Origin of the sequence: Rhizomonospora bruguierae (genome assembly GCF_018397995.1) — a bacterium.
Taxonomy (GTDB): domain Bacteria; phylum Actinomycetota; class Actinomycetes; order Mycobacteriales; family Micromonosporaceae; genus Rhizomonospora; species Rhizomonospora bruguierae.
This window is the reverse complement of record NZ_BBQH01000029.1, coordinates 81,670-104,254: the sequence shown is the minus strand read 5'-3', so window position 1 is coordinate 104,254 and position 22,585 is coordinate 81,670. Positions and strand designations below refer to the sequence as shown.

The 22,585-nt window shown below is 74.4% G+C and carries 21 protein-coding genes and 1 pseudogene; 10 read left to right on the top strand and 12 right to left on the bottom strand.

Going from position 1 to position 22,585, the window contains the following annotated elements; all coding sequences use genetic code 11:
- Positions 1-132 precede the first annotated feature (132 nt).
- On the top strand, positions 133-918 hold the full coding sequence (locus KJS59_RS16795; RefSeq protein WP_213453847.1) for an enoyl-CoA hydratase-related protein: 786 nt from the start codon (positions 133-135) through the stop codon (positions 916-918).
- Between the two features lie 293 nt (positions 919-1,211).
- Here the strand turns inward: KJS59_RS16795 and KJS59_RS16790 are convergent, their stop codons facing one another.
- The 4 genes and pseudogenes from KJS59_RS16790 to KJS59_RS32435 all read right to left on the bottom strand — a co-directional run.
- Entirely contained in the window at positions 1,212-1,772 is a 561-nt protein-coding gene (locus KJS59_RS16790; protein ID WP_213453834.1) for a hypothetical protein, read from the bottom strand.
- A 4-nt stretch (positions 1,773-1,776) separates the two neighbouring features.
- Entirely contained in the window at positions 1,777-2,364 is a 588-nt protein-coding gene (locus KJS59_RS16785) for a DNA-3-methyladenine glycosylase I (RefSeq protein WP_213453833.1), read from the bottom strand.
- Between the two features lie 29 nt (positions 2,365-2,393).
- Positions 2,394-2,909 (bottom strand): SRPBCC family protein, encoded by a 516-nt coding sequence (locus KJS59_RS16780; protein WP_213453832.1) that lies wholly within the window; start codon positions 2,907-2,909, stop codon positions 2,394-2,396.
- Between the two features lie 563 nt (positions 2,910-3,472).
- Positions 3,473-3,826 (bottom strand): annotated as a pseudogene (locus KJS59_RS32435) (DivIVA domain-containing protein); the annotation flags it as partial.
- Positions 3,827-3,916: 90 nt separating this feature from the next.
- On the opposite strand from KJS59_RS32435, the gene folP reads away from it, so the two are divergent.
- Positions 3,917-4,786, top strand: coding sequence for a dihydropteroate synthase (folP, locus tag KJS59_RS16770; RefSeq protein ID WP_213453830.1), 870 nt, complete (start codon positions 3,917-3,919; stop codon positions 4,784-4,786).
- A 15-nt stretch (positions 4,787-4,801) separates the two neighbouring features.
- On the opposite strand, the gene KJS59_RS16765 is transcribed toward folP, so the two are convergent.
- Positions 4,802-5,182 (bottom strand): NADH-quinone oxidoreductase subunit A, encoded by a 381-nt coding sequence (locus tag KJS59_RS16765; protein ID WP_213453829.1) that lies wholly within the window; start codon positions 5,180-5,182, stop codon positions 4,802-4,804.
- A gap of 237 nt (positions 5,183-5,419) precedes the next feature.
- Between KJS59_RS16765 and KJS59_RS16760 the strand changes: the two genes are divergently transcribed.
- From KJS59_RS16760 to KJS59_RS16750, 3 genes are all read left to right on the top strand, one after another.
- Positions 5,420-7,264 carry a 2-oxoacid:acceptor oxidoreductase subunit alpha gene (locus tag KJS59_RS16760; RefSeq protein ID WP_213453828.1) on the top strand — a complete coding sequence of 615 codons (1,845 nt, stop codon included), beginning with the start codon at positions 5,420-5,422 and terminating at the stop codon, positions 7,262-7,264.
- Positions 7,257-8,294, top strand: coding sequence for a 2-oxoacid:ferredoxin oxidoreductase subunit beta (locus tag KJS59_RS16755; RefSeq protein ID WP_213453827.1), 1,038 nt, complete (start codon positions 7,257-7,259; stop codon positions 8,292-8,294). The genes KJS59_RS16760 and KJS59_RS16755 overlap by 8 nt, the downstream gene beginning before the upstream one ends.
- Positions 8,295-8,576: 282 nt before the next feature.
- Positions 8,577-9,110, top strand: a complete 534-nt coding sequence (locus KJS59_RS16750; RefSeq protein ID WP_213453826.1) for a phospholipase — start codon at positions 8,577-8,579, stop codon at positions 9,108-9,110.
- A 51-nt stretch (positions 9,111-9,161) separates the two neighbouring features.
- On the opposite strand, the gene KJS59_RS16745 is transcribed toward KJS59_RS16750, so the two are convergent.
- Both KJS59_RS16745 and KJS59_RS16740 read right to left on the bottom strand, forming a co-directional pair.
- Positions 9,162-11,903, bottom strand: coding sequence for an ATP-binding protein (locus KJS59_RS16745; protein ID WP_213453825.1), 2,742 nt, complete (start codon positions 11,901-11,903; stop codon positions 9,162-9,164).
- 302 nt (positions 11,904-12,205) lie between these two features.
- On the bottom strand, positions 12,206-12,424 hold the full coding sequence (locus KJS59_RS16740; protein WP_213453824.1) for an FmdB family zinc ribbon protein: 219 nt from the start codon (positions 12,422-12,424) through the stop codon (positions 12,206-12,208).
- A 52-nt stretch (positions 12,425-12,476) separates the two neighbouring features.
- On the opposite strand from KJS59_RS16740, the gene KJS59_RS16735 reads away from it, so the two are divergent.
- From KJS59_RS16735 to KJS59_RS31820, 5 genes are all read left to right on the top strand, one after another.
- The gene (locus KJS59_RS16735) at positions 12,477-13,874 is read left to right on the top strand and encodes a lytic transglycosylase domain-containing protein (RefSeq protein ID WP_213453823.1); all 1,398 of its coding nucleotides are present in this window, start codon (positions 12,477-12,479) and stop codon (positions 13,872-13,874) included.
- A gap of 147 nt (positions 13,875-14,021) precedes the next feature.
- A complete protein-coding gene (locus tag KJS59_RS16730) occupies positions 14,022-15,044 on the top strand; it encodes a GNAT family N-acetyltransferase (protein WP_213453846.1) in 1,023 nt (340 codons plus the stop codon).
- 249 nt (positions 15,045-15,293) lie between these two features.
- Positions 15,294-15,755 carry a cysteine dioxygenase gene (locus KJS59_RS16725; RefSeq protein ID WP_213453822.1) on the top strand — a complete coding sequence of 154 codons (462 nt, stop codon included), beginning with the start codon at positions 15,294-15,296 and terminating at the stop codon, positions 15,753-15,755.
- 5 nt (positions 15,756-15,760) lie between these two features.
- Positions 15,761-16,174 carry a rhodanese-like domain-containing protein gene (locus KJS59_RS16720; protein ID WP_249714299.1) on the top strand — a complete coding sequence of 138 codons (414 nt, stop codon included), beginning with the start codon at positions 15,761-15,763 and terminating at the stop codon, positions 16,172-16,174.
- Positions 16,171-16,779 carry a winged helix-turn-helix domain-containing protein gene (locus KJS59_RS31820; protein ID WP_213453821.1) on the top strand — a complete coding sequence of 203 codons (609 nt, stop codon included), beginning with the start codon at positions 16,171-16,173 and terminating at the stop codon, positions 16,777-16,779. The genes KJS59_RS16720 and KJS59_RS31820 overlap by 4 nt, the downstream gene beginning before the upstream one ends.
- 99 nt (positions 16,780-16,878) lie before the next feature.
- On the opposite strand, the gene hemB is transcribed toward KJS59_RS31820, so the two are convergent.
- Genes hemB through KJS59_RS16690 form a run of 5 tightly spaced genes read right to left on the bottom strand, consistent with a single transcriptional unit; the run spans position 16,879 to position 22,457 of the window.
- Complete coding sequence (gene hemB / locus KJS59_RS16710; protein ID WP_213453820.1) at positions 16,879-17,877, bottom strand: porphobilinogen synthase; 999 nt, start codon at positions 17,875-17,877, stop codon at positions 16,879-16,881.
- Positions 17,878-17,885: 8 nt separating this feature from the next.
- Positions 17,886-19,466, bottom strand: coding sequence for a bifunctional uroporphyrinogen-III C-methyltransferase/uroporphyrinogen-III synthase (locus KJS59_RS16705; RefSeq protein WP_213453819.1), 1,581 nt, complete (start codon positions 19,464-19,466; stop codon positions 17,886-17,888).
- Positions 19,463-20,392, bottom strand: coding sequence for a hydroxymethylbilane synthase (gene hemC / locus KJS59_RS16700; RefSeq protein ID WP_213453818.1), 930 nt, complete (start codon positions 20,390-20,392; stop codon positions 19,463-19,465). Before hemC ends, KJS59_RS16705 begins: the two co-directional genes overlap by 4 nt.
- Complete coding sequence (locus KJS59_RS16695) at positions 20,389-21,714, bottom strand: glutamyl-tRNA reductase (RefSeq protein WP_213453817.1); 1,326 nt, start codon at positions 21,712-21,714, stop codon at positions 20,389-20,391. Before KJS59_RS16695 ends, hemC begins: the two co-directional genes overlap by 4 nt.
- On the bottom strand, positions 21,711-22,457 hold the full coding sequence (locus KJS59_RS16690) for a redox-sensing transcriptional repressor Rex (RefSeq protein ID WP_213453816.1): 747 nt from the start codon (positions 22,455-22,457) through the stop codon (positions 21,711-21,713). The genes KJS59_RS16695 and KJS59_RS16690 overlap by 4 nt, the downstream gene beginning before the upstream one ends.
- Between the last annotated feature and the right edge of the window lie 128 nt (positions 22,458-22,585).

Genomic DNA, 22,585 nt, shown 5'->3' with positions numbered 1-22,585 from the left:
CCGGGTTCCGGGCGCACCGACGTAGCCGGCAGCCGGGCCGACCGCACGCCCGGCCGCCGGCGCCCCGCCGGCCCGACCGCACGCCCGACCGCCGGCGCCCCGCCGGCCCGACCGAGGAGGCACCCGAACGCCGTGACCGAGCCGCTGCTCGTCGAGCGCACCGACGCCGTCGCCACCCTGACCCTGAACCGGCCGGAGTCGTTGAACTCCCTCAACGTCGCACTCAAGGAGGCACTCCGAGACGCCCTGGCCGAACTGGAGGCGGACCGCAGCTGCCGGGCGGTGGTCCTGGCCGGCGCCGGGCGGGCCTTCTGCGTCGGACAGGACCTGCGCGAGCACGTCGACGTGCTGGCCGGCGGGGGCGGGCTGAACACCGTGCGGGAGCACTACAACCCGATCGCGCAGCGCCTGGCCAACCTGCCCAAGCCGGTAATCGCCGCCGTGCGGGGCACGGCCGCCGGCGCCGGTGCCGCGCTCACCCTGCTCGCCGACTTCCGCATCGGCGGACCGTCCACCACGTTTCTCATGGCGTTCGCCAACGTCGGCCTGGCCGGGGACACCGGCGTCTCGTGGAGCCTGCCGCGGCTGGTCGGGCACGCCAAGGCGACCGAGCTGATGCTCCTCGCCGAGCCGGTCCGGGCGGCCGACGCCGACCGGCTGGGCCTGCTCACCCGGCTGACCGACGACGACGAGCAGGTCCTGCCGGCCGCGTGGGAACTCGCCGCGCGCCTCGCTGCCGGGCCGACGGTGGCCTACGGCGCGATCAAGCGGGAGCTCTCCCTGGGCAACGGCGCGATGCTCTCCGACGCCCTCGCCGCCGAGGCGCAGGCCCAGGCGATCTGCGGCGCCACCGCCGACCACCGGAACGCCACCGCCGCCTTCGTCGCCAAGCAGCGCCCCACCTTCACCGGCCGCTGACCGCCCCCGACTCGCAGGCCGGCCGCAGCGGCCCAGCCGCCCGGCTCGGCCGGGCACCGCAAACGGCTCGCCGCGGCTCGGCCGGGCATGGCGAACAGCTCGCCGCAGCTCGGCTGCGAGCCGCGGCGCCGTAGCGTCGTCGATTGATGGCAGGTGGCGGCGGGCGGCGGGCACGTCGCTGGCGACCAGGGGGCGGCGGGCGCCCGGCTGTGGGCTCAGCGGCCCGGCCACCCCACGGCCCGGCTACCTGGCACGGGCGAACGGCTCGCCGGGCACGGGCGCCTGGCGGGCGGTCAATCGTCCTCCTCCGGGTCCTGATTGGCCTCGACGCCGAGCACGTACGCCTGCATCGCCAGCTCCTGGCCGGACGGCCAGACGAACGCCGGCAGCTCGCGCGGCCCCAACTCCATCACGTACGACCAGAACCGGCCCACCGCCTCGGCCGGGGTCTCCGCCTCGATCGGCAGGTCCACGCTGACCAGGAAGGCGCGGCGGGCGCCGGGCGGGGCCAGCCGGCCGGCGAGATCCCGGAAGTCGGCCGGGTCGAGGCGGGTGAGCGGGCCGGTCAGCGCCAGCCCGCCGGCCGGCTGCGGGGCGTCGAAGGCGCGGCGGGTGTAGGCGACGGAGCCGTCCGGCGTCACCCGGCCGAGCGCCACCGCGGCCAGGGCGCCCGGCGCGACCACGCCACCTTCCACCGCCGACGCCGCCAGCGCGACGTTCTCGGTCAGGAAGACCACCTCGTCGCCGGGGGCCGGAGGCTCGCCGCCCCTCCCGGACACCTCGACCCGGTCGTGGTGGAACAGCCGCTCCGCCTCGACCCGCTCCGCCGGCAACACCACAGCCCACTGCGCCATGGGTTCATCCCATCACGGCGGCCGCAGCGGCCACGTGGCAGCCGACCAGGTGATCGTCCACCATGCCGGTGGCCTGCATCAACGCGTACGCCGTGGTGGGGCCGACGAAGCGGAAACCGGCCTTCTTCAGCGCCTTGGCCAGCGCGGTGGACGCCGGGGTGAGCGCCGGCACGTCGGCGAGGCCGGCCGGACGGCGCTCCCGCGGCGGCGGCGCGAACGACCAGAGCAGGGCGGCCAGGCCCGCCGGCAGGTCCAGCGCGGCCCGGGCGTTGACGATCGCCGCCTCGATCTTGGCGCGGTTGCGGACGATGCCGGCGTCGGCCATCAGCCGGGCCACCTCCGCCTCGCCGTATGCGGCCACGCTCGGGATGCGGAACCCGTCGAAGGCGGCCCGGAACGCCGCCCGCTTGCGCAGGATGGTCAACCAGGACAGGCCGGACTGGAACGCCTCCAGGGTCAGCCGCTCGTACAGCCCGTCGTCGGTGCGGACCGGCCGGCCCCACTCGGTGTCGTGATAGACCGCGTAATCCGGCGTGCTGCCGCCCCAGGCGCACCGGGCCAACCCGTCCGCGCCGACCACCACATCAGCCACGCGCCGACCCTAACCAGGGGCACCGACAGTCACGGCAGCCGTCCGGCCTCCACGAGCCGGGCGAAGCGCTTCAGCGCCTGGGTCAGGCTGATTTTGGACCCGGGCCAGAGCAGCGGCCAGGCCACCCGGCCCGCCCCGCCCCCGGGCAGGTGGAACCACTCGTGCCAGACCACCTGGGTGCGCTCCCGCTCCATCGGCGTGCACCGCAGCACGCCCGGGCCGCGCAGCAGCCGCCCGCAGTGCACCACGCGCACCTCGTACGGCGGGTCGAGGCTGGCCACCCGCATCTCGTCCCGCAGCACCGCCGGCCCGACCGCGGTCACCGCCTCGATCAGGCTGCCCTCCCCGCCGTCCCCCTCGACGATCCGCACCCGGGTGAACGGGATCCAGTCGCCCTGCCGCTCCCAGGCGGTGAACGCCGCGTAGACCCGCTCGGCGGGCGCGTTCACGATGACGGTGGCGGTCACCTCGCCGGCGCCGGGACGCGCCGCCTCGGGCCACCCCTCCGGGGGCGGGTTCGGGTCTGCCGGCTCCCCCGCGGTCACCGGCCGCCCGCCGCCGGTGCGCCGGTCTCCGCGGCGCTCGCCGGCCCGTGCGGCCCCTCACCGCCGTCCTCCGGCAGGCGTTCGGCCACCGGACCACCACCGTTGTCGCTCGGCTCGGTCGCCGCCGGCACGCCGTCCCGCGGCTCATCGACGCCCTTCCGATCCTCGGGCCCCGTAGCCGCGGGCTCCGCAGCCGGGACCTCCGCCGGGGCGCTCGCCTCCTCAGACCCGCCCGGGGCCTCGTCAGCGGCCTCGTCGGCGGCCGCGGCAGGGGGCTCGGCAGGGGTCTCGTCCGCGGTCTTGTCAGCGGGTTCGCCAGCGACCTTGTCGGCGGGCTCATCAGCGGCCTCATCGGCGGCCGGCACCGTCTCGTCCACCGGCGGCTGCGCCGGAACCGCCTCGACCGCGACCGGCTCGGTGGCCGGCTCCGTGGCGCCGGCGGGGGCCGGCTCGGCCGTCTGGGCGGTGGGGGCCGGCTTGGTCCGCTCGGCGGTGGCCGGGGCAGGAGTCGGCTCGGGGGCGGTCTCGGTACCGGGCTCGGCGGTGGCGGTGGCGGCCTGGAGCGCCGCCTCGCGGGCCCTTCGCAGCACGTCGGCGTCGGCGGTACGACCGGCGCGCAGCGCCTCGACCTCCGCCTCCAGCACGCCGATCAACTCGTCCTTGTACCCGATGTCGTAGGCGGCCCGGCGCATGGCCTGGTCGACCTGGGCCATCCGGTAGCCGCGCAGGGCGAGGTCGAAGCGGACCCGCTGCACGTCCTCCTCCACCAGGGGGCGGGTACCGGGCAGGGGGACCGCGCGACCGTCCGGCTCGACGGCGCCGAGACCTGGGTCGGCGCCGGTCACCAGGACCGAGACGCCGAAGACGATGGCGCCGACGGTCAGCGCGACGACGAGCACGAGGAGGAACTGGGCCATACGCCGATCGTGGCATGACAACCTGTGGCGGGGCGACCCCGGCACACCGGTCGACCATTGGCACGATCCTCGATTTGTTGGGAGACGCAGATGAGCGGGCCCCTGCGGCTCGGGCGACGCACCTTCGGCGCGCGCCGCCCCGCGGTAATGGCGATCGTCAACCGCACCCCGGACTCGTTCTTCGACCGGGGCGCCACGTTCGCCGCCGACGCGGCCCTGCACGCGGTGGAGCGGGCGGTGGCGGACGGCGCGGACATCGTCGACATCGGCGGGGTGAAGGCTGGCCCGGGCGACGAGGTCGACGTCGCGGAGGAGATCCGCCGCACGGTCGGCACCGTGGCCGCGGTGCGCGCCGCGTTCCCGGACGTGGTCATCTCGATCGACACCTGGCGGCCGCGGGTGGCCGCCGAGGCGGTGGCGGCCGGCGCGGACCTGATCAACGACACCTGGGCGGGCGCCGAGCCCGACGTCGCCGAGGTGGCCGCTCGCACCGGCGCCGGCCTGGTCTGCTCGCACGCCGGCGGCCTGCGCCCCCGCACCCGCCCCCACCGGTCCACCTTCGACGACGTGGTGGCCGACGTGATCGGCACGGTCACCCGGCTGGCCGACCGGGCGGTCGCGCTCGGGGTCCGCCGCGACGGCGTCCTCATCGATCCGGCGCACGACTTCGGCAAGAACACCCGCCACTCGCTGGAGATCACCCGCCGGCTGGACGAACTGGTCGCCACCGGCTGGCCGGTCCTGGTGGCGCTGTCAAACAAGGACTTCGTCGGCGAGACGCTGGACCTGCCGGTGGCGGACCGCCTCGAGGGCACCCTGGCGGCCACGGCGGTCTCCGCGTGGCTCGGCGCCACCGTCTTCCGCGCCCACCACGTGCGCCCCACCCGGCGCGTCCTGGACATGGTGGCCGCGATCCGCGGCGACCGGGCCCCCGCCGTCTCCCGCCGCGCCCTCGCCTGATCCCCGGACCGCGGGTCAGGTCCAGTGGAGGGTGCGCTTGCGCCAGGCGTAGAGGATGCCGAGGGCGAGGACGGCGACGAAGATCGCCATCTCCACCACGGTAGCGGCGCCGAAGCCGGGGCGGTCGAAGATCACGGCCCACGGGAACAGGAACACCGCCTCGACCGCGAACAGCACGTACAGGAACGCGTAGACGTAGTAGCGGATCTGGGCCTGCGCCCAGTCGCCGCCGACCGGGTCGAGGCCGCACTCGTAGGACTGGGTCTTGCCCGGCGGGTTGGCGGGGGCGCCGGGGCGCAGGAGGCGGTTGGCGGAGAAGGCGGCGACGAAGACGACGGCGCCGGCGAGCAGCAGGAGGCCCAGGGTGGCGTACGAGCCGAGATAGGACCCGCTCATGTGGGCAGCTTACCGAAGCGGGAATGGCGTCACGGACGGGTGGGACGGCCGTCACTTCTGTGACTCCTCGGGTTTAGGAAAGCGGTTGCTTGCCCGGAAAGTCGGGAAGGTTCGGTTCCACTAGCCGGACCCGAGGCGGAGGATCAGGCCCCCGGCGACGTACGCTTCCAAGTGACTAGCGACGCGGTCCGGCCCGTCAGGCGCGCCCCCGCCGGTATCCCGAGGAGGTCATCTTCCGTGACCAAGCAGGTCCGCCAACTGGACCGGGTGGTTATCCGGTTCGCCGGCGATTCTGGCGATGGCATGCAGCTCACCGGGGACCGGTTCACCTCGGAGACCGCACAGCTCGGCAACGACATCTCCACGCTGCCCAACTTCCCGGCCGAGATCCGGGCCCCCGCCGGCACCCTGCCCGGCGTCTCCAGCTTCCAGGTGCACTTCGCCGACTACGACATCCTCACCCCGGGTGACGCACCGAACGTGCTGGTCGCGATGAACCCGGCGGCGCTGAAGGCGAACCTCGGGGACCTGCCCCGGGGCGCGGACATCATCGTGAACACCGACGAGTTCACCCGGCGCAACCTGGCCAAGGTCGGGTATACGGCGAGCCCGCTGGAGGACGGCTCGCTGGAGGCGTACTCGGTGCACCCGGTGGCGCTGACCACGATGACCATCCGGGCCCTGTCCGAGCAGGAGGTCTCGAAGAAGGACGCCGAACGGGCGAAGAACATGTTCGCCCTCGGCCTGCTCTCCTGGATGTACTCCCGGTCGTACGAGTCGACCCTGGCGTTCCTGGAGCGCAAGTTCGCCGCCCGCCCCGAACTCGTGCTGGCGAACATCACCGCGTTCAAGGCGGGCTGGAACTTCGGCGAGACGACCGAGGACTTCTCGGTCCGGTACGAGGTGAAGCCGGCGAAGATGAAGCCGGGCACGTACCGGAACATCACCGGCAACGCGGCGCTGGCGCTGGGCATCGTCGCCGCGGGCGTGCGCTCGAAGCTGCCGGTCTTCCTCGGGGCCTACCCGATCACACCGGCCAGCGACATCCTCCACGAGCTCAGCAAGCACAAGCGCTTCGGCATCACCACCATGCAGGCCGAGGACGAGATCGCGGCGGTCGGTGCGGCGCTGGGCGCCGCGTACGGCGGCGCGCTGGGCATCACCACGACCAGCGGCCCGGGCGTGGCGCTGAAGGGCGAGACGATCTCGCTGGCGGTCGCGCTGGAACTGCCGCTGGTGATCGTGGACGTGCAGCGGGCCGGGCCGTCCACCGGCATGCCGACCAAGACCGAGCAGGCGGACCTGAACATGGCGCTGTTCGGGCGGCACGGCGAGGCGCCGGTGGCGGTGATCGCGCCGCGCTCCCCGTCCGACTGCTTCTTCGCGGCGCTGGAGGCGGCGCGGATCGCGCTGACCCACCGCACGCCGGTGATCCTGCTGTCGGACAACTACGTGGCGAACGGCTCGGAGCCGTGGCTGCTGCCGGAGGTGGCCGACCTGCCGGACCTGTCGGTCCAGTTCGCCGCCGAGCCGAACGGCCCGCAGGGGCAGTTCCTGCCGTACCTGCGTGACCCGGAGACGCTGGCCCGCCCGTGGGCGATCCCGGGCACGCCCGGGCTGGAGCACCGGATCGGCGGCCTGGAGAAGGCGGACAAGACCGGCGACATCTCGTACGACCCGCAGAACCACGACTTCATGGTGCGCACCCGGGCGGCCCGGATCGACGCGATCAGCGTGCCGGACGTCGAGGTGGAGGACCCGGACGGCGACGCCCGGGTGCTGGTACTGGGCTGGGGCTCGACGTACGGGCCGATCGGCGCCGCCTGCCGGGGCCTGCGGCAGCGGGGGCTGACGCTCGCCCAGGCGCACCTGCGGCACCTGAACCCGCTGCCGGCCAACCTCGGCGAGGTGCTGTCCCGGTACGACCGGGTGGTGATCCCCGAGATGAACCTGGGGCAGCTGGCGCACGTGATCCGGGCCCGGTACCTGGTCGACGCGGTGCCCTACAACAAGGTCCGCGGCCTGCCGTTCACCGCCGCGGAGCTGGAGCAGATGCTGGAGGACGTGGTCAAGAATGCCTGAGCAGCCGATCAGCTTGAAGCTGACCGCCAAGGACTTCAAGTCCGACCAGGAGGTCCGCTGGTGCCCGGGCTGCGGCGACTACGCGATCCTCGCCGCGGTGCAGAACTTCATGCCCGAGCTGAACATCCCGCGCGAGCGGATCGTGTTCGTCTCCGGCATCGGCTGCTCGTCCCGGTTCCCGTACTACATGAACACGTACGGCATCCACTCGATCCACGGCCGCGCGCCAGCGATCGCGACGGGCCTGTCGGTCTCCCGGCCGGACCTGTCGGTGTGGGTGGTGACCGGCGACGGCGACGCCCTCTCGATCGGCGGCAACCACCTGATCCACGCGCTGCGCCGGAACGTGAACCTGAAGATCCTGCTGTTCAACAACCGGATCTACGGGCTGACCAAGGGTCAATACTCGCCCACCTCCGAGCTCGGCAAGATCACCAAGTCGACCCCGGTGGGCTCGGCGGATTCGCCGTTCAACCCGCTGTCGCTGGCGCTGGGCGCGGAGGCGACGTTCGTGGCGCGGACCATGGACTCGGACCGCAGGCACCTCCAGTCGGTGCTGCGGGCCGCCGCCGAGCACGACGGCTCGGCGTTCGTGGAGATCTACCAGAACTGCAACATCTTCAACGACGGCGCGTTCGACCAGCTCAAGGAGCCGGCGACCCGGGATGATTACCTGATCCGCCTGGAGCACGGGCAGCCGATAACGTTCGGCAAGGACGGGCAGTTCTGCGTGGTCCACCCGCCGGGGGCGTTCGGCCTGGAGGTGCGCGAGACGGCGGGCGTGTCCCCGGAGGAGATCGTCGTGCACGACGCGACGGTCACCGACCCGGCGTACGCGTTCGCGCTGTCCCGGCTGGCCGAGGCCGACCTGCGCCACACCCCGATGGGGGTGTTCCGGTCGGTCCGGCGCCCGTCCTACGACAGCATCATCAACGAGCAGCTCAGCACGGCCAGGGCGAAGGCGAACGGCGCCCCGGAGGAGCAGCTCGCCGGCCTGCTGACGGCCGGCGACACGTGGACGATCATGTAAGACCGTCCGGTGGGGTCGGCAGGTGGCCCCTTTTCGTCGCGCAACGGCCCGGTGCACCGAGTGTGTGCCGGGCCGTTGCTCGTGTGTGGAGAGACCGCCACCCGAAGCTGGCCGGTACGGATCCGGGAGTGGCGCGTTAATTGGGCGTTTTCCCGGCCGGCGCCCAAAAATCGATCTCGATACAGATTTATGACGGACGATGCCTCGACACTGGTGATCACCCGGCGACCCGCCGGGTGATCACCACATTCGCAACCCCCGAACCCCCCTCGGAGGCTCGTCATGCAGGCACGCCGGCTGCTCACGCTGCTGGGCAGCACCGCCCTCGCCCTCCTGTTCGCACTCGGGATCGCCGGCCCCGCCTCGGCCGTCACCGCCGCCGACAAGCTGGCCGTCCTGTCCAGCTGGACCCAGACCAGCGCCGCCAGCCAGAACGCGTTCCTGTCCGCGCGCGCCAACCAGAGCGCCTGGGCCGGGTACGCGTTCGACTGGTCCACCGACTACTGCTCGGCCAGCCCGGACAACCCGCTCGGGTTCGACTTCAAGAGCTCGTGCGCCCGGCACGACTTCGGCTACCGCAACTACAAGGCCATGGGACAGTTCCCGGCGAACAAGTCTCGGATCGACAGCGCCTTCTACGAGGACCTGAAGCGCAAGTGCGCCACCTACAACGCCGTCGTCCGGCCGGCCTGCACCAGCCTGGCGTGGACGTACTACCAGGCGGTGAAGGCGTTCGGCAGCCTGGTGGTCAGCCAGGCCGACCTGGACCGGGCGGCCGAACTCAAGGCAGCCGGGCTGGCCACCGCCGCCCGCTGACCCCCGCCCCACCGGTGCCGGCGCAGCCACGGAATGCGCCGGCACCACCGGTCAGGGGACGTTTTCGAACCGCGGTGAGCCCGCCCGCAGGTCCGGGTACTCGACGGCCAGGGCCGCCTCGACGGCCTCCTCCAGCGAGTACGACGCGCCCTCGGCGTAGGCCGCGTCGAACGTGCCGTCCCCGATGAACGCGCGCACCCGGGTCTGCTGGGCCGTCCAGTAGGGACCGAAGATCCCGGCCAGGGAACGCAGCCCCGAGCGGGTCGCCTGGGCGGCGCCGAACAGCCGGGCCGCGGTGACCGGCTCGCCGCCGAGCACGCAGCGCACCGCCAGGGCGCTGAGCGTGTCGCAGGCGCGCGAGTGGAACCCGTAGGCCATCCGGGAGCGCAGCGCGACGGTCAGGTGGTCGTGCGCGGCGACCAGGTCCCGGCGGGCCAGCGCGACCATGCCGAGCAGCATGTCCACCGCCCGCCGGCCCCGGTCCGCCGGGTGGGCCGACTCCACCGCGCGGGCCGCGCCGAGCAGGTCCGCCGCCTCGTCCAGGGCGCCGCGCCGCCAGAGCAGCTTGGCAAGCGTGTAGACCGCCTCCAGCGCGTCGCCGGTCACCCCCCGGGCCCGCGCCCACTCCAGGACCTCCCGGCAGACGCGCTCGGCGTCCACGAACTGCCCCACGTCCACCAGCGTCGCCGCCCGGCCGGCCAGCACCCGGGCGAGCAGCCCCGGGTCGTCCGCGAGGCGCGCCGCTGCCTCGGCCCGCTCGGAGAAGCGCAGCTCCTCGGCGAACTCACCGTCCGCGCCGGCGTGCTGCGAGTGCATGTGGTACGCGACGGCCAGCTCCGCCTCGGGGATCGGCTCGCCGGTCTCGGCGATCCGGCCGTACAGCCGGAACAGCCACAGCCGGGCCTCCCGGGCCAGGCCGCGCTCGCGCCACCACTGGTCCAGGCCGCCGGCCATCCCCAGGCCCGGCCGGGCGCTGCCACCCACCGCGGACCAGCGCAGCGCGGCGCGCAGCTCATCGGCGTACGGGTCCAGTTCGTACAGCGACATCGTCACCGGCCGGCCGTCGGCGCCCAGCTGCGCCCGCTCGATCGCGTGCCGGCACCAGTCGACGTGCCGGTCCCGGGCCGCCCGCTCCTCGCCCGCGCCGGCCAGCCGCCGGGCCGCGTACCCGCGGATCGGGTCCAGCATCCGGTACGAGGTGCCCGCGGCGGTCGGCTCCGCCTGGATCAGCGACTTGTCGACCAGGGTCGCCAGCGGGTCGAGGCAGTCCTCCCCCAGCAGCCACTCCACGGTGGACAGGTCGACCGGTCCGGCGAACACGGACATCCAGCGCAGCAGCCGGGCGGGGCGGGGCCCCAGGGTCCGGTACGACCAGGTGACCGTCGCCTGCATGGTGGTGTGCCGCGGTGCCGTGCCGCGGTCCACCACCGGCGCGTCGGCCGGCTCCGGCACGCTCCGGGCGGCATCCTCGCCCCGGCCGGCGTCCCCGCCACGGTCGGGCTCGCCCCGGCCGGCGTCCAGCGCGCCGAGCACGTCGTCCAGGCGCTCGGCGAGCTGACTCGCGGAGAGCACCCGCAGCCGGGCGGCGGCCAGCTCGATCGCCAGCGGCAGGCCGTCCAGCCGGGACACCACCCGCTCCAGGTGGGCCAGCTCGTTCGCGTCCGTGCTGCGCCCGCCCCGGGCCGCCATCGTGCGGTCCCGCATCAGCGCCACCGCCTCGCTCGGCTCGCCCTCGCCGGCCGGCTCCAGCGACAGCGCCGGAATCCGCCAGACCACCTCGCCGGGCAGGCCGAACGGCTCCCGGCTGGTGGCCAGCACCGACGCGGCGCTGCCGCCGCCGAGCAGCCGCGCAACGATCTGCACGGACGCGGCGAGCTGGGCGTCGCAGGTGTCCAGCACCAGCAGCAACCGCCGGTTCGCGGCGTACTCGACGATCGTGTCGACCACCGGGCGCCCCGGCTCCGGGCGCAGCCCCAGCACCGACGCGACCGCGAAGCCCAGCAGTCCCGGGTCGGTGATCGTGGCGACGTCCACGAACCAGATCCCGTCCGGGTACTCGCCCACCAGGTCGCCGGCCAGCTCGACGGCGAGCCGGGTCTTGCCGGCCCCGCCGGCGCCGACCACGGTCACCAGCCGCTGCGCGGTCACCAGCGAGCGCAGTTCGGCCCGCTCCCGGACCCGGCCGACGAACGTGGTGATCTGTGTCGGCAGGTTGTGCGGGCTGGCGTCCAGCGTGCGCGGGCGCGGGAACTGCCGCTCCAGGCCGGGCGCGACGAGCTGGAACAGCCGCTCCCGGTCGTCGAAGCCGCGCAGCCGGTGCAGGCCCAGGTCCACCAGTTCGGCGTCGACGCTCAGCGGCGCCGCGTGCTGGGCGGTCGCCCGCGAGCAGAGCACCTGGCCGCCGTGCGCCGCCGCCGCGACCCGGGCCGCGCGGTGCACCTCCGGGCTCGCGTACTCGCCCCCCAGCGGCTCCGCGTACCCGGTGTGCAGGCCGATCCGTACCCGGGGTCGCGCCGCGGCGGTGGGCCACTCGTGCGCGGCGAGCGCCCGCTGCGCCTCCGCGGCGGCCGCCAGCGCCGCCCCGGCGTCGGAGAACGCGAAGAAGAACGAGTCGCCCTCGGTGAACAGCTCGGCACCTTCGCCCGTGGCCAGCGTCCGGCGCAGGACCCGCCGGTGCTCCTTCAGGACCGCGCGGTACCCCGGTCCGAGCATCTGGGCCAGCCTCGTCGACCCTTCGATATCGGTGAACATGAAGGTCACCAGCCCCGCCGGCAGGTGAGTCCGTGCAGTCAAGCGTGGAACCTCCGCCCCCCTGGAAGTCGCGTTCATGCTGTCGCACCCCGGACTGGTCGCGCATCGTAGAAACGGCTTGCGTACGCCTCGCCCAAAGCGGTTCAACCAGGGACGATGCGATGACGAAGATCAACGAGCGGACGCGACGGGGGCGGTTCGGCCGGCGTAACGACCGGTCGGCGCGGCGGTTGCGGCCCACGGGGCCAGCACCAACGGGCCGTACGGGTGACCGGGGCGCGGATGGGCACGCCGATCGGTGATGGAAGAGCCGGAATCGCTGGAACTCCGGAGAAACAGGACGGTCAGCCGCAGCCGCAGGCACCGCCGCAGCAACCGCCACCAACCGGACCGGACGCGGGCTGGCCGCCCCGGCCACCGGTCGCGAGGGCCACCGTCGTCAGTAACTTGACCGTGTCGGTATGGCCGGACGGGCAGGTCGCGGGCTCGGCCGCCGCCCTCATCGGACGGGTCACCTCGAACGTGTCGCCGCAGGCGCGGCAACGGAAGTCGTACCTGGGCATGCGCCCAGGATAGGCGAGCGGGCCGCCCGCATCGATGCGCCATACTCGACGGGTGGCGGACGTGACGGACCGGAGCGCCGGTGACGACCCCGTGACCGGCGAGACCCCCAGACCCGTGCTGCGTTCCTCGATCCCCTCCTGGGCGGGCCCGCTCGGCAGTTCCGGGGCCGCACCCGAGCCCGAAGCTGAGGCCCCACCGGCCGCCGCCGGCCCCGAGACCACAGTGGTCGTCCCGGAGCAGACCGCAGCCGCCGAGAAGCCGGCGGCGACCACGGCGATCGAGAACCCCGCTGAGCAGACCACGGCCGCCGAGGAACCGGCGACGGCGGCCAGGGCAGCCGAGAAGCCGGCGGCGACCGCGGTAATCGAGAAGCCCGTTGGGCAGATTTCGGCTGTCGCGGAAGCGGCGGCGGAGGAACCGGCCGAAGGGGAGGAACCGCGCGAAGGCGCGAAGGCCACCGCGGCCGGGAAGGCGGCGGAGGCCGGCGGGCCGGCCGCGGACGCCGTGCCGCCGGGTCGGCGGCGGCGGATCAGGTTCGCGCACCGGTTGCGGCGGCTGCCGCCGCCCCGCCGGGTCGCGGCCGCGATCGCCGGGTACGCGCGCCGGCCGGCCGGCCGGACCACCACGTCCGGCTTGCTGATGCTGCTGTTGGTCGGGGTGGCCCTGGTGGGTGGCGCCGTGGTGGTCCCGGCGACCGCCGGGTCGAGAGCGGCCGGCGCGGCCGGTACCGCCTCGCCGGAGGCGACCCCGCCGGCACCGGGCGTGGGCGCGACCGACGTGCCGATCGGGTTGCCGACGTTCGAGCCGACCGCCTACCCCACCGATACCGCGACCGCCGGGCCGACCGACGCCCCGGTGAACCCCGGCTACGGCGGGCGCCCGGCCGACGTGCTGGTCGGCTGGGCGGCGCAGCTCACCGAGCGGACCGGCATCCCGGTCGTCGCCCTGCAGGCGTACGGGTACGCCGAACTGGTCCTCGCCCAGACCACGCCCGGCTGCCACCTGAGCTGGACCACGCTGGCGGCGATCGGCAAGGTCGAGTCGGGGCACGGCAGCGCGAACGGCGCCACGCTCGGCCCGGACGGCCGGGCGCTGCCGGCGATCGTGGGGCCGCCGCTGAACGGCACCGGCGGGAACGCCGTCGTGCGGGACACCGACGGCGGGGCACTGGATTTTGACAGCACGTACGACCGCGCGGTCGGCCCGATGCAGTTCATCCCCAGCACCTGGCGCTCGTTCGCCGTCGACGCCGACAACGACGGGGTGAAGGACCCGAACGACATCGACGACGCGGCGCTGGCGGCGGCGAACTACCTCTGCTCCAACGGCCGGGACCTGTCCGTTGCGGCCGACTGGTGGGCCGCGATCGGCGCCTACAACACCCCACAGTCCTACCGGGAGGCGATCTACGCCGCCGCGAACGACTACGGGCAGCGCAGCCGGGGCTGAGCCGCCTCAGGGGCCGCAGGGAACCACAGGGGCATCAGAGGCGAGCCGCACGGGCGGGACATAGGTGGCACCGAGCGTGACGGGATCCGTACTTTGCCCGCCGGACCACTTCCCTGAGCGGCGGATCAGCGGCAAGCTAGTGCGGTGATGGTGCGCGAGTGGGATCCGCTCACGGCTCCCGACGAGGAGATCGAGTCGCTGTTGGGCACGCTCAACGCGGCCCTGGCCGCCGATCTGCCGGAGGACCCGCCGTGGCGCAACGCATACCTGCGTGAGTACCTCGGCGAGACGATGCAGGGTGAGCGTCGCATCTGCTGGGTCGCGCAGGAGGGCACGCCGGCCAGCCCGGGCAAGCTGAAGGCGCAGGCCAGCGTCCTGCTGCTCGGGGACATCGGCGTGCTGGACCTGTTGGTACACCCCGACTACCGCCGGGCCGGCGTGGGCCGGTCGCTGATCGGCGAGGCGGCCCGGCGGGCGTACCGCGAGGGCTTCACCTCGGTCGGCGTGGAGGTCATCGGCGACACCCCGGCGGTGCCGTTCTACGAGTCCATCGGCTTCGCCTGCGCGTACCGGGAGAGCCGCAGCGTGCTGCCGCTGTCCTCGGTGGACTGGTTGGCGCTGGGCGAGATGTCGCGCGGTATCGGGGCCGGCTACCGCATCGAGTACTACCCGGGTGGGCCGCCCGAGGAGCTGATCGCCTCGTACGCGCGGGCCAAGGCCGAGGTGCGCGACGTCGAGGACGATCCCGGCGACCTGGACCTGCGCCCCAGCTCGTACGACCCGGAGCGGCTGCGGGACAGCATCGCCACGCTGCACCGGCGCGGCATGAAGCCGTACATCGTGCTGGCCATCCACGAGAAGACCGGCGAGGTGGCCGGGCTGACCGAGGTGGTGGTCCCGGCGCAGCACCCGAGCCGGGCGGACCAGTACGACACGATCGTCGTCCCGGATCACCGCGGCTACGGCATCGACCGGGCGATCAAGGCCCGGATGCTGTTCGAGCTGCGCTCGGCCGAGCCGCAGCTGACCGAGGTGCAGACCTGGAACGCGCTGGACAACGCGCCGATGCTCAAGGTCAACGCGGAGCTGGGTTTCCTGCCCGACCGGGAGTGGCGCGAGTACGACGCGGACGTGGCGGACGTGGTGGCGCGCCTGGGCGCCCCGGCCTGAGTCGCCGGGGCCCGCTCGGCTCCGGCGACCACACCCCGCGGCTCGCCCCGCGGGGTGACGGGCAGCTCACTTTCCGACTTATCCTATCCACCCGGTAGGAAAAACCGGCTATACTTCCGGCATGTCGATCCGCTCCCGACTGCTGCCGGCACACATCGCCGGCGGTCTGGCCCGCTGTCGCTGACGCCGACCACTCCCCGCGCCTCAGCGACCACAAGCCAGCCCGAACCCACCCGCCCGGGAGCACCCATGACCTCGACCCTCACCCTGCCCACCGACCCGTCTGCCCTGGCCCTGAGGTACGCCTCCGAACCGGAGCAGTGGCCGATGGCGCCCCGGTTCACCCCGGCCGCCCGCTGGTACGCCCGGGTCGCCACCGCCGACGACCACGAGGCGTGGCTGCTGACCTGGCTGCCCGGCCAGCAGACCGACCTGCACGACCACGGCGGCTCCGCCGGGGCGTTCACCATCGTCTCCGGCACCCTCACGGAGTACACCCTGGACGGTCCCGACCTGCGCGGGCGCGAGTTCGCCACGGGCGAGGTGCGCCGCTTCGGCTCGCGGCACGTCCACCTGATCCGCAACACCTCCCGCCGGCCGGCCGTCAGCCTGCACGTGTACGCCCCCGCCCTCACCCGGATGACCCGGTATGAGCTGTCCGCCGAGGGGCTCCGCCCGGTGGCGGTCGAGCGCGCGGGGGCCGACTGGTGACACCGGTGACCACCCGCCCCGCCGGGGGGCGCAGCATCGACGAGGTGCTCGCCGCCGCCCGCGCCCGGCTGCGCCGCCTGGACCCGCACGAGGTCTACCGCGCCCAGCGCGAGGGCGCCGCCCTGGTTGACATCCGCCCCGCCGTGCAGCGCGCCGCGCACGGCCTGATCCCCGGCGCCCTGGCCATCGAACGCAACGTCCTGGAGTGGCGCTTCGACCCGGCCAGCGACGCCCGCCTGCCCATCGCCGACCGGTACGACCTGCCGGTCATCGTGTTCTGCCAGGAGGGCTACACGTCCTCGCTGGCCGCCGCCGCCCTGCAGGACCTGGGCCTGCACCGGGCCACCGACCTGGCCGGCGGGATCGCCGCCTGGCGCCGGGCCGGCCTCCCGACGATCGCCGGAGGTATCCCCGCATGACCGTCACGCGCCTCGACTCCGCCTACCGATCCCTGGTCGCCGAGGCGGACCCGGACCGCCCGCACCTGCTCGTCACGGTGCAGGTCCCGGTCCCGGCCGGCCCCGACGCCGCCACCCACGCCGGTCGGGTCGCCGAACGCCTCCGGGAAGCCTGCCGCGACCTGCCAGGCGGGCCCGCCGACGCCCAGGTCGTCACGACGGTCTCCGTCCTGCTCGACACCCTGGACGCCGGCGTCCCGCCCGCCCCGGCCGCACCGGCCCCGAACCCGGCCCGGCGCGCGGACCTGGTCCTGATGCCGCTGCGTCGGCTGGCCCTGCTGCGCGGCGAGCCCCTGGAGATGACCCGCCGCGAGTACGACCTGCTGCTCTTCCTCGCCCGCAACGGCGAGCGGGTCTTCACCCGCGGCCAACTCCTCCGCCAGGTCTGGGGCTACGCCGTCCCCTCCGGCGAGCGCACCGTCGACGTCCACGTCCGCCGCCTGCGCGTCAAGCTCGCCGGCCGCGGTCCCGAGATCAACACCATCCGCGGCGTCGGCTACCGCCTGGACCGCCTGGACCGCCTCACCCTCATCGACCCGTACGGCGAAGCCACCCTGGCCGCCTGAGCCGCCGGCTCGGTACCCGGCCCATACGCGGGTGGCGGAGAATCGCCCCGGTACTTCGCCACCCGCACCTCCCACTGGCTCCGCCGCCGTGGCAGCGGGTCAGTAGCGGTGGCGAAGGAGGGTGGCGGCCTCGACGGCCCAGTAGGTGAGGACGTTCTGGGCACCCGCGCGCCGGATCGAGGTCAGCGTCTCCAGGATCGCGCGGTCGCGGTCCAGCCAGCCCTTCCCGGCCGCGGCCTCGATCATCGCGTACTCGCCGGAGACCTGGTACGCGGCGACCGGCAGGTCCACGGCCTGGCGGACGGCGGCGACGACGTCCAGGTAGGGCAGGGCGGGCTTGACCATGACCAGGTCGGCACCCTCGGCGACGTCGAGGGCGACCTCGCGGAGGGCCTCCCGGACATTGGCCGGATCCTGCTGGTAGGTGCGGCGGTCGCCCTGCAACGGGGACTCCACGGCGTCCCGGAACGGGCCGTAGAAGGCGGAGGCGTACTTGGCGGCGTAGGCCAGGATCGACACGTCGGCGAAGCCGGCGGCGTCGAGGGCCCGGCGGACGGCGGCGACCTGGCCATCCATCATCCCGGAGGGGCCGAGGACGTGCGCGCCGGCGGCGGCCTGGGCGACCGCTATCTCGCCGTAGTGGGCCAGGGTGGCGTCGTTGTCGACGCCGCCGTCCGCGGCGAGGACGCCGCAGTGGCCGTGCGAGGTGAACTCGTCCAGGCACAGGTCGCTCATCACCACCGTGGCGTCGCCCACCTCGGCCACCACGTCACGGATGGCGACGTTGAGCACGCCCTCGGGGTCGCAGCCGGCGGAGCCGAGCTCGTCGCGCCCGACCGGCACGCCGAACAGCATGAGGCCGCCCACGCCCGCCCGCACCGCCTCCACGGCGGCCTTGCGCAGCGACTCCCGGGAGTGCTGGACGACCCCCGGGAGGGAATCGATCGGGCGGGGCTCGGTGAGCCCCTCCTTCACGAACATCGGCAGGATCAGGTCGGCCGGCGCGATCCGGGTCTCCTCCACCAGGCGGCGCAGCGCCGGGGTACGCCGCAACCGCCGGGGCCGGGCCTGCGGGAATGCGGCGCCGGGGTAGGTCATCGCTCCTCCTAGCGGAACCGGAGCGCCGTCGGCCCCTGCACCTTGGAACCGCGGCGCTGCTTGGCGGGCATGGCGGCAAGCTTCTCGCGCAGCTCCACCGCGTACGCGGCGAGCGCCTCCACGAGGTCCGGCACCGAGGCGTGGCCGGGCTGCACGTCCACCCGCAGGCCGAACTCGGTGGCGGTCTCCGCCGTCTTCGGCCCGATCACCGCCACCACCGTACGCGTGTGCGGCTTGCCCGCAATCCCCACCAGGTTCCGCACCGTGGAGGACGAGGTGAACAGAACCGCGTCGAAACCACCCGACTTGATGGCGTCCCGGATCTCGGCGGGCGGCGGCGCGGCGCGCACCGTCCGGTAGGCGGTGACGTCGTCCACCTCCCAGCCGCGCTCCAGCAGGCCGGCGGCGAGGGTCTCGGTGGCGATGTCGGCCCGCGGCAGCAGCACCCGGCCGACCGGGTCGAGGATCTCGTCGTGCGGCGAGAACTCGGCCAGCAGGCCCTCGGAGGTCTGCTCGCCGGCCGGGATCAGCTCCGGCTGGATGCCGAACGCGCGGACCGCGTCGGCTGTGGCCTCGCCGATGCAGGCGATCTTCACGCCGCCGAAGTGGCGGGCGTCCAGGCCGTGCTCGCCGAACTTCTCCCACACCGCGCGGACCGCGTTCACCGAGGTGAACACCACCCAGGCGTACCGGCCGTCGACCAGGCCCTTGATCGCCCGCTCCATCTGGGCGGGGGTGCGCGGCGGCTCGACCGCGATGGTCGGCACCTCGCACGGGATGGCCCCGTACGCGCGCAGCCGCTCGCTCATCGCCCCGGCCTGCTCCTTGGTGCGGGGTACCAGCACCTTCCACCCGTACAGCGGGCGGTTCTCCCACCAGCCCAGCTTGTCGCGGTGGGCGACCGCCGAACCGGCGGTGAGCACGACGCGCCCGGTGAAGCCGAGCGCCGCGGCGACGAAGCTGTCGACGGTGGACGCGGTGGTGTACTGGGTGTCCCCCGTCCCGTCGCCGGTGACGGCGACCGGGGTGGCACCGTCGACACCGGCGGCGAGCAGGCCGTCCCGGACGGCGGCGAGGTCACCGGCGTCCACCGCGACCGCGGTACAGCCGCGCTCCACGGCGGCGGCGAGGGCCTCGAAGTCCAGCGCGGCGACGTCCTCCGCGTCGGCGAGCGTGCGCACCCCCGGCATCGGCACGCCGGCGTAGGCGGCCACGCCCGCGGCCTGCCCGATGCCCGGGACGACCTCGAAGTGCACCGCGGTCCGGGCAACCGCCTGCACCTCCTTGATCACCGAGTCGTGCCCGAACGGGTCGCCGCCGACCAGGTGCACGGCCGACAGGCCGGACCGGGCCGCGGACAGCAGCACCTTCGCCACGTCGCCCGGGGCACCCTCGGCGGGGGTGAACTGGGCGTCCGGCTTGGCCTGCGCGCGCACCGAGGCGAGCAGCGCCTCCGGCACGCCCCGGTCGTAGATCACCTGGTCGGCGCCGGTCAGCGCGGCGTGCGCCCGGCGGGTCAGCAGGCCCGGGTCGCCGGGGCCGGCCCCGACGAAGGCGATCCGGCCGGCGGGCTTATGGATGCGGGTCATGCGTTACTCCCAAGTACTGTATCGGCGCCGGCGTCGAGGAGGTCGGCCGCCAGGGCCAGACCGATCTTCGCCGCGTCGGCGGGCGTTCCGGAGCGGGACAGCCGGATGCAGCGACTGCCGTCCAGGCTGATCACCGCCCCGCGCAGGTAGATCTCCTCGCCGTCGTCGCCGTCGACGAGGTCCGCCAGGCCGGCGACCGGGACGTTGCACCCGGCCTCCAGCGCGGCGAGCAGCGCCCGTTCCGCGGTCACCGCGTACCGGGTCGGTGCGTGGTCGAGCGCCCCCAGCAGCTCGCCCAGGTCGGTGTCGTCGGCCCGGCACTCCACGGCCAGCGCGCCCTGCGAGGGGGCCGGCAGCATGAGCATCGGGTCGAGGGTCTCGGTGATGACGGCCTCCCGGCCGAGCCGGGCCAGGCCGGCACGGGCCAGGACGATCGCGTCCAGGTCCGCCTCGGGGCCGAGGACGCGGCGCAGGCGGGTGTCCACGTTCCCGCGGATCGGGGTGACCTCCAGGCCCAGCCCCAGCGCGTGCAGTTGGGCGATCCGGCGGACCGCGCCGGTGCCGACCACGGAGCCCGCCGGCAGCTCGGTGAGCATGCCGCCGGAGCGGGTGACCAGCGCGTCACGCGGGTCGGCCCGGCGGGGCACGGCGGCGACGTGCAGCCCCTCCGGCTGGGCGGTGGGCAGGTCCTTGTACGAGTGGACCGCGAAGTCGATCTCCTTGGCGGCGAGCGCGTCGCGCAGCGCGGAGACGAACACGCCGACGCCGAGCCGCTGGACCGGCGCCGCCGAACGGTCGCCGGGGGTCACGATGTCGACCAGTTCGACGTCGCGCCCGGTGACCGCGCGCACCGCCTCCGCGACCATGCCCGACTGGGCCATCGCCAGGGCGCTGCCGCGGGTGCCCAGGCGCAGCTTGCCGGTCATCGATCCTCCCCCTGCATCGCCGGGATCCGGTCCGCGGCCGGCTGGCTGTCGCCGGGCACGTCCAGGTCGAACAGCTCGCGCAGCAGCGCGGCGTACTGGTCGCCGCCCGGTTCGGCGGCCAGCTCGCGGACCCGCACGGTCGGCTGGTGCAGCAGCCGCTGGACCACCCGGTGCACGGTGTGCGCCACCTCGGCGCGCTGGTCGTCGCTCAGCTCCGGCCGGCGCTGGCGCAGCCGGCGCAGCTCGGTGCCGACCACCTCGTCGGCGCGGGCGCGCAGCGCCGCCACGGTCGGGGCGACGTCCGCCCCGCGCAGCCAGCCGAGGAACGTCTCCAGCTCGGCGGCGACGATCCGCTCCACGGCGCCGGCCTCGGCGAACGGGCCGCGATCGGGGTCGGCGCGCAGCTCGCCGGCGAGCGCCTCGATGTCGATCAGGACCACCTCGGGCAGCTCGCCGATCGCCGGCTCCACGTCCCGGGGTACCGCCAGGTCCAGCAGGACCAGCGGCCTCGCCCGCCCGGCGACGGCGGCCGCGACCGTCTCGCGGTCCAGCACCGCGCCGCGGGACGCGGTGGCGCTGATCACCACGTCGGCCTCGGCCAGGGCGGGCGCCAGGTCGTCGAACGGTACCGGCTGGGCCCCGTACGCCTCGGCCAGCCGGGCCGCCCGCTCGGCGCCCCGGTTCGCGACCCTCAGCGGTCCGGCGCCGGCGCGGGCGAGCGTGGCGATGCTGAGCGCGCCCATCGCGCCGGCGCCGACGACCAGCGCCGGGTGGCCGGCCAGCGCGCCGCCGAGGTGGCCGGCGGCGGCCTCCAGGGCGGCGGTGACCACGCTGCGCCCGGCCCGGTCGATCCCGGTCTCGGTGTGCGCCCGCTTGCCGACCCGCAGCGCCTGCTGCATCAGCTCGTGCAGCAGCCGGCCGACGGAGTCCGCCTCGCCGGCGGTGTGGTACGCGTCCCGCAGCTGGCCGAGGATCTGCGCCTCGCCGACGACCATCGAGTCCAGCCCGGTGGCGACCCGGAAGGCGTGCCGGACGGCGGCGCTGTCGTAGTGCACGTAGAGGTTGGCGGCCAGGACCGCGGGGGAGACGCCGGCCCGCTCGGCGAGCAGGCCGCAGATGTCGGACAGTCCGCCGTGGAAGCCGGTGACCGCCGCGTACACCTCCACCCGGTTGCAGGTGGACAGGATCAGCGCCTCGCCGACGTACTCCTGGGCCAGCAGTCCGGTCAGCGCGGCGGGCAGCTCCGCCGGGGAGACCGCCAGCCGCTCCAGCGTCGAGACCCCGGCGGTCCGGTAGGACGCGCCGACCACCAGCAGGTTCACGAGCCGACCGCCTCCTGGTTGCCGCCCGAGGCGCCGTTGCCGGCCATGCCGCCGGGCAGGGCGGTCAGGGATGCGGTCGGGCCCGCCGAGCCGGCCGCGGCCTTGCGGTGTTCGTGGAAGGACAGGATCTGCAGCTCGATCGCGAGGTCGACCTTGCGCACGTCCACCCCCTCGGGCACCGAGAGCACGCACGGGGCGAAGTTCAGGATGCCGGTGACGCCGACCGCGACGAGCTGGTCCGCGACCGCCTGGGCGGCGCCGGCCGGGGTGGCGATCACACCGATCGAGATGGACTCCTCGGCCGCGATCCGGGGCAGCTCGCGGATGTGGTGCACGGTGAGCCCGCTGATCACCTCGCCGATCTGGGCGGGGTCCGCGTCGAACAGGGCGGCGATGCGGAAGCCGCGGGTGGCGAAGCCGGCGTACCCGGCCAGGGCGTGCCCGAGGTTACCGACGCCGACCAGGGCGACCGCCCGGTGCTGGGTCAGGCCCAGCACGTACTCGATCTGTTCGATCAGCAGGGCCACGTCGTACCCCACGCCCCGGGTACCGTATGAGCCCAGGTGCGACAGGTCCTTGCGCAGCTTGGCGGAGTTCACCCCGGCCGCGGTGGCGAGGCCCTCGCTGGACACGGTGTCGTGCCCCGCCTCGGCGAGGCCGTGCAGGGCGCGAAGGTATTCCGGTAGGCGGGCCACGGTGGCCTCGGGCAGTTCCGACAGTCCGCCTGGGCGGTGCTGACTCATGGGGCTCCGTTGGGCTCCGTGCGGTTGCTCTCCGGTCCTGATGCCGTCGTCCCACCAGGGTAGGCGCTTGTGAAGATGTGCACAAATCGCGATCTTGAACCGGTCACCCGGACGGTAGTGCCCGCCCT

Bases quoted from the DNA above. Each gene is read 5' to 3' on its own strand.
- KJS59_RS16790 (WP_213453834.1), bottom strand. From the start codon at position 1,772: ATGGCGCAGTGGGCTGTGGTGTTGCCGGCGGAGCGGGTCGAGGCGGAG.
- folP (WP_213453830.1), top strand. From the start codon at position 3,917: ATGAGCGGGCCCCTGCGGCTCGGGCGACGCACCTTCGGCGCGCGCCGC.
- KJS59_RS16765 (WP_213453829.1), bottom strand. From the start codon at position 5,182: ATGAGCGGGTCCTATCTCGGCTCGTACGCCACCCTGGGCCTCCTGCTG.
- KJS59_RS16755 (WP_213453827.1), top strand. From the start codon at position 7,257: ATGCCTGAGCAGCCGATCAGCTTGAAGCTGACCGCCAAGGACTTCAAG.
- KJS59_RS16750 (WP_213453826.1), top strand. From the start codon at position 8,577: ATGCAGGCACGCCGGCTGCTCACGCTGCTGGGCAGCACCGCCCTCGCC.
- KJS59_RS16740 (WP_213453824.1), bottom strand. From the start codon at position 12,424: ATGCCCAGGTACGACTTCCGTTGCCGCGCCTGCGGCGACACGTTCGAG.
- KJS59_RS16730 (WP_213453846.1), top strand. From the start codon at position 14,022: ATGGTGCGCGAGTGGGATCCGCTCACGGCTCCCGACGAGGAGATCGAG.
- KJS59_RS16725 (WP_213453822.1), top strand. From the start codon at position 15,294: ATGACCTCGACCCTCACCCTGCCCACCGACCCGTCTGCCCTGGCCCTG.
- KJS59_RS31820 (WP_213453821.1), top strand. From the start codon at position 16,171: ATGACCGTCACGCGCCTCGACTCCGCCTACCGATCCCTGGTCGCCGAG.
- hemB (WP_213453820.1), bottom strand. From the start codon at position 17,877: ATGACCTACCCCGGCGCCGCATTCCCGCAGGCCCGGCCCCGGCGGTTG.
- KJS59_RS16705 (WP_213453819.1), bottom strand. From the start codon at position 19,466: ATGACCCGCATCCATAAGCCCGCCGGCCGGATCGCCTTCGTCGGGGCC.
- hemC (WP_213453818.1), bottom strand. From the start codon at position 20,392: ATGACCGGCAAGCTGCGCCTGGGCACCCGCGGCAGCGCCCTGGCGATG.
- KJS59_RS16690 (WP_213453816.1), bottom strand. From the start codon at position 22,457: ATGAGTCAGCACCGCCCAGGCGGACTGTCGGAACTGCCCGAGGCCACC.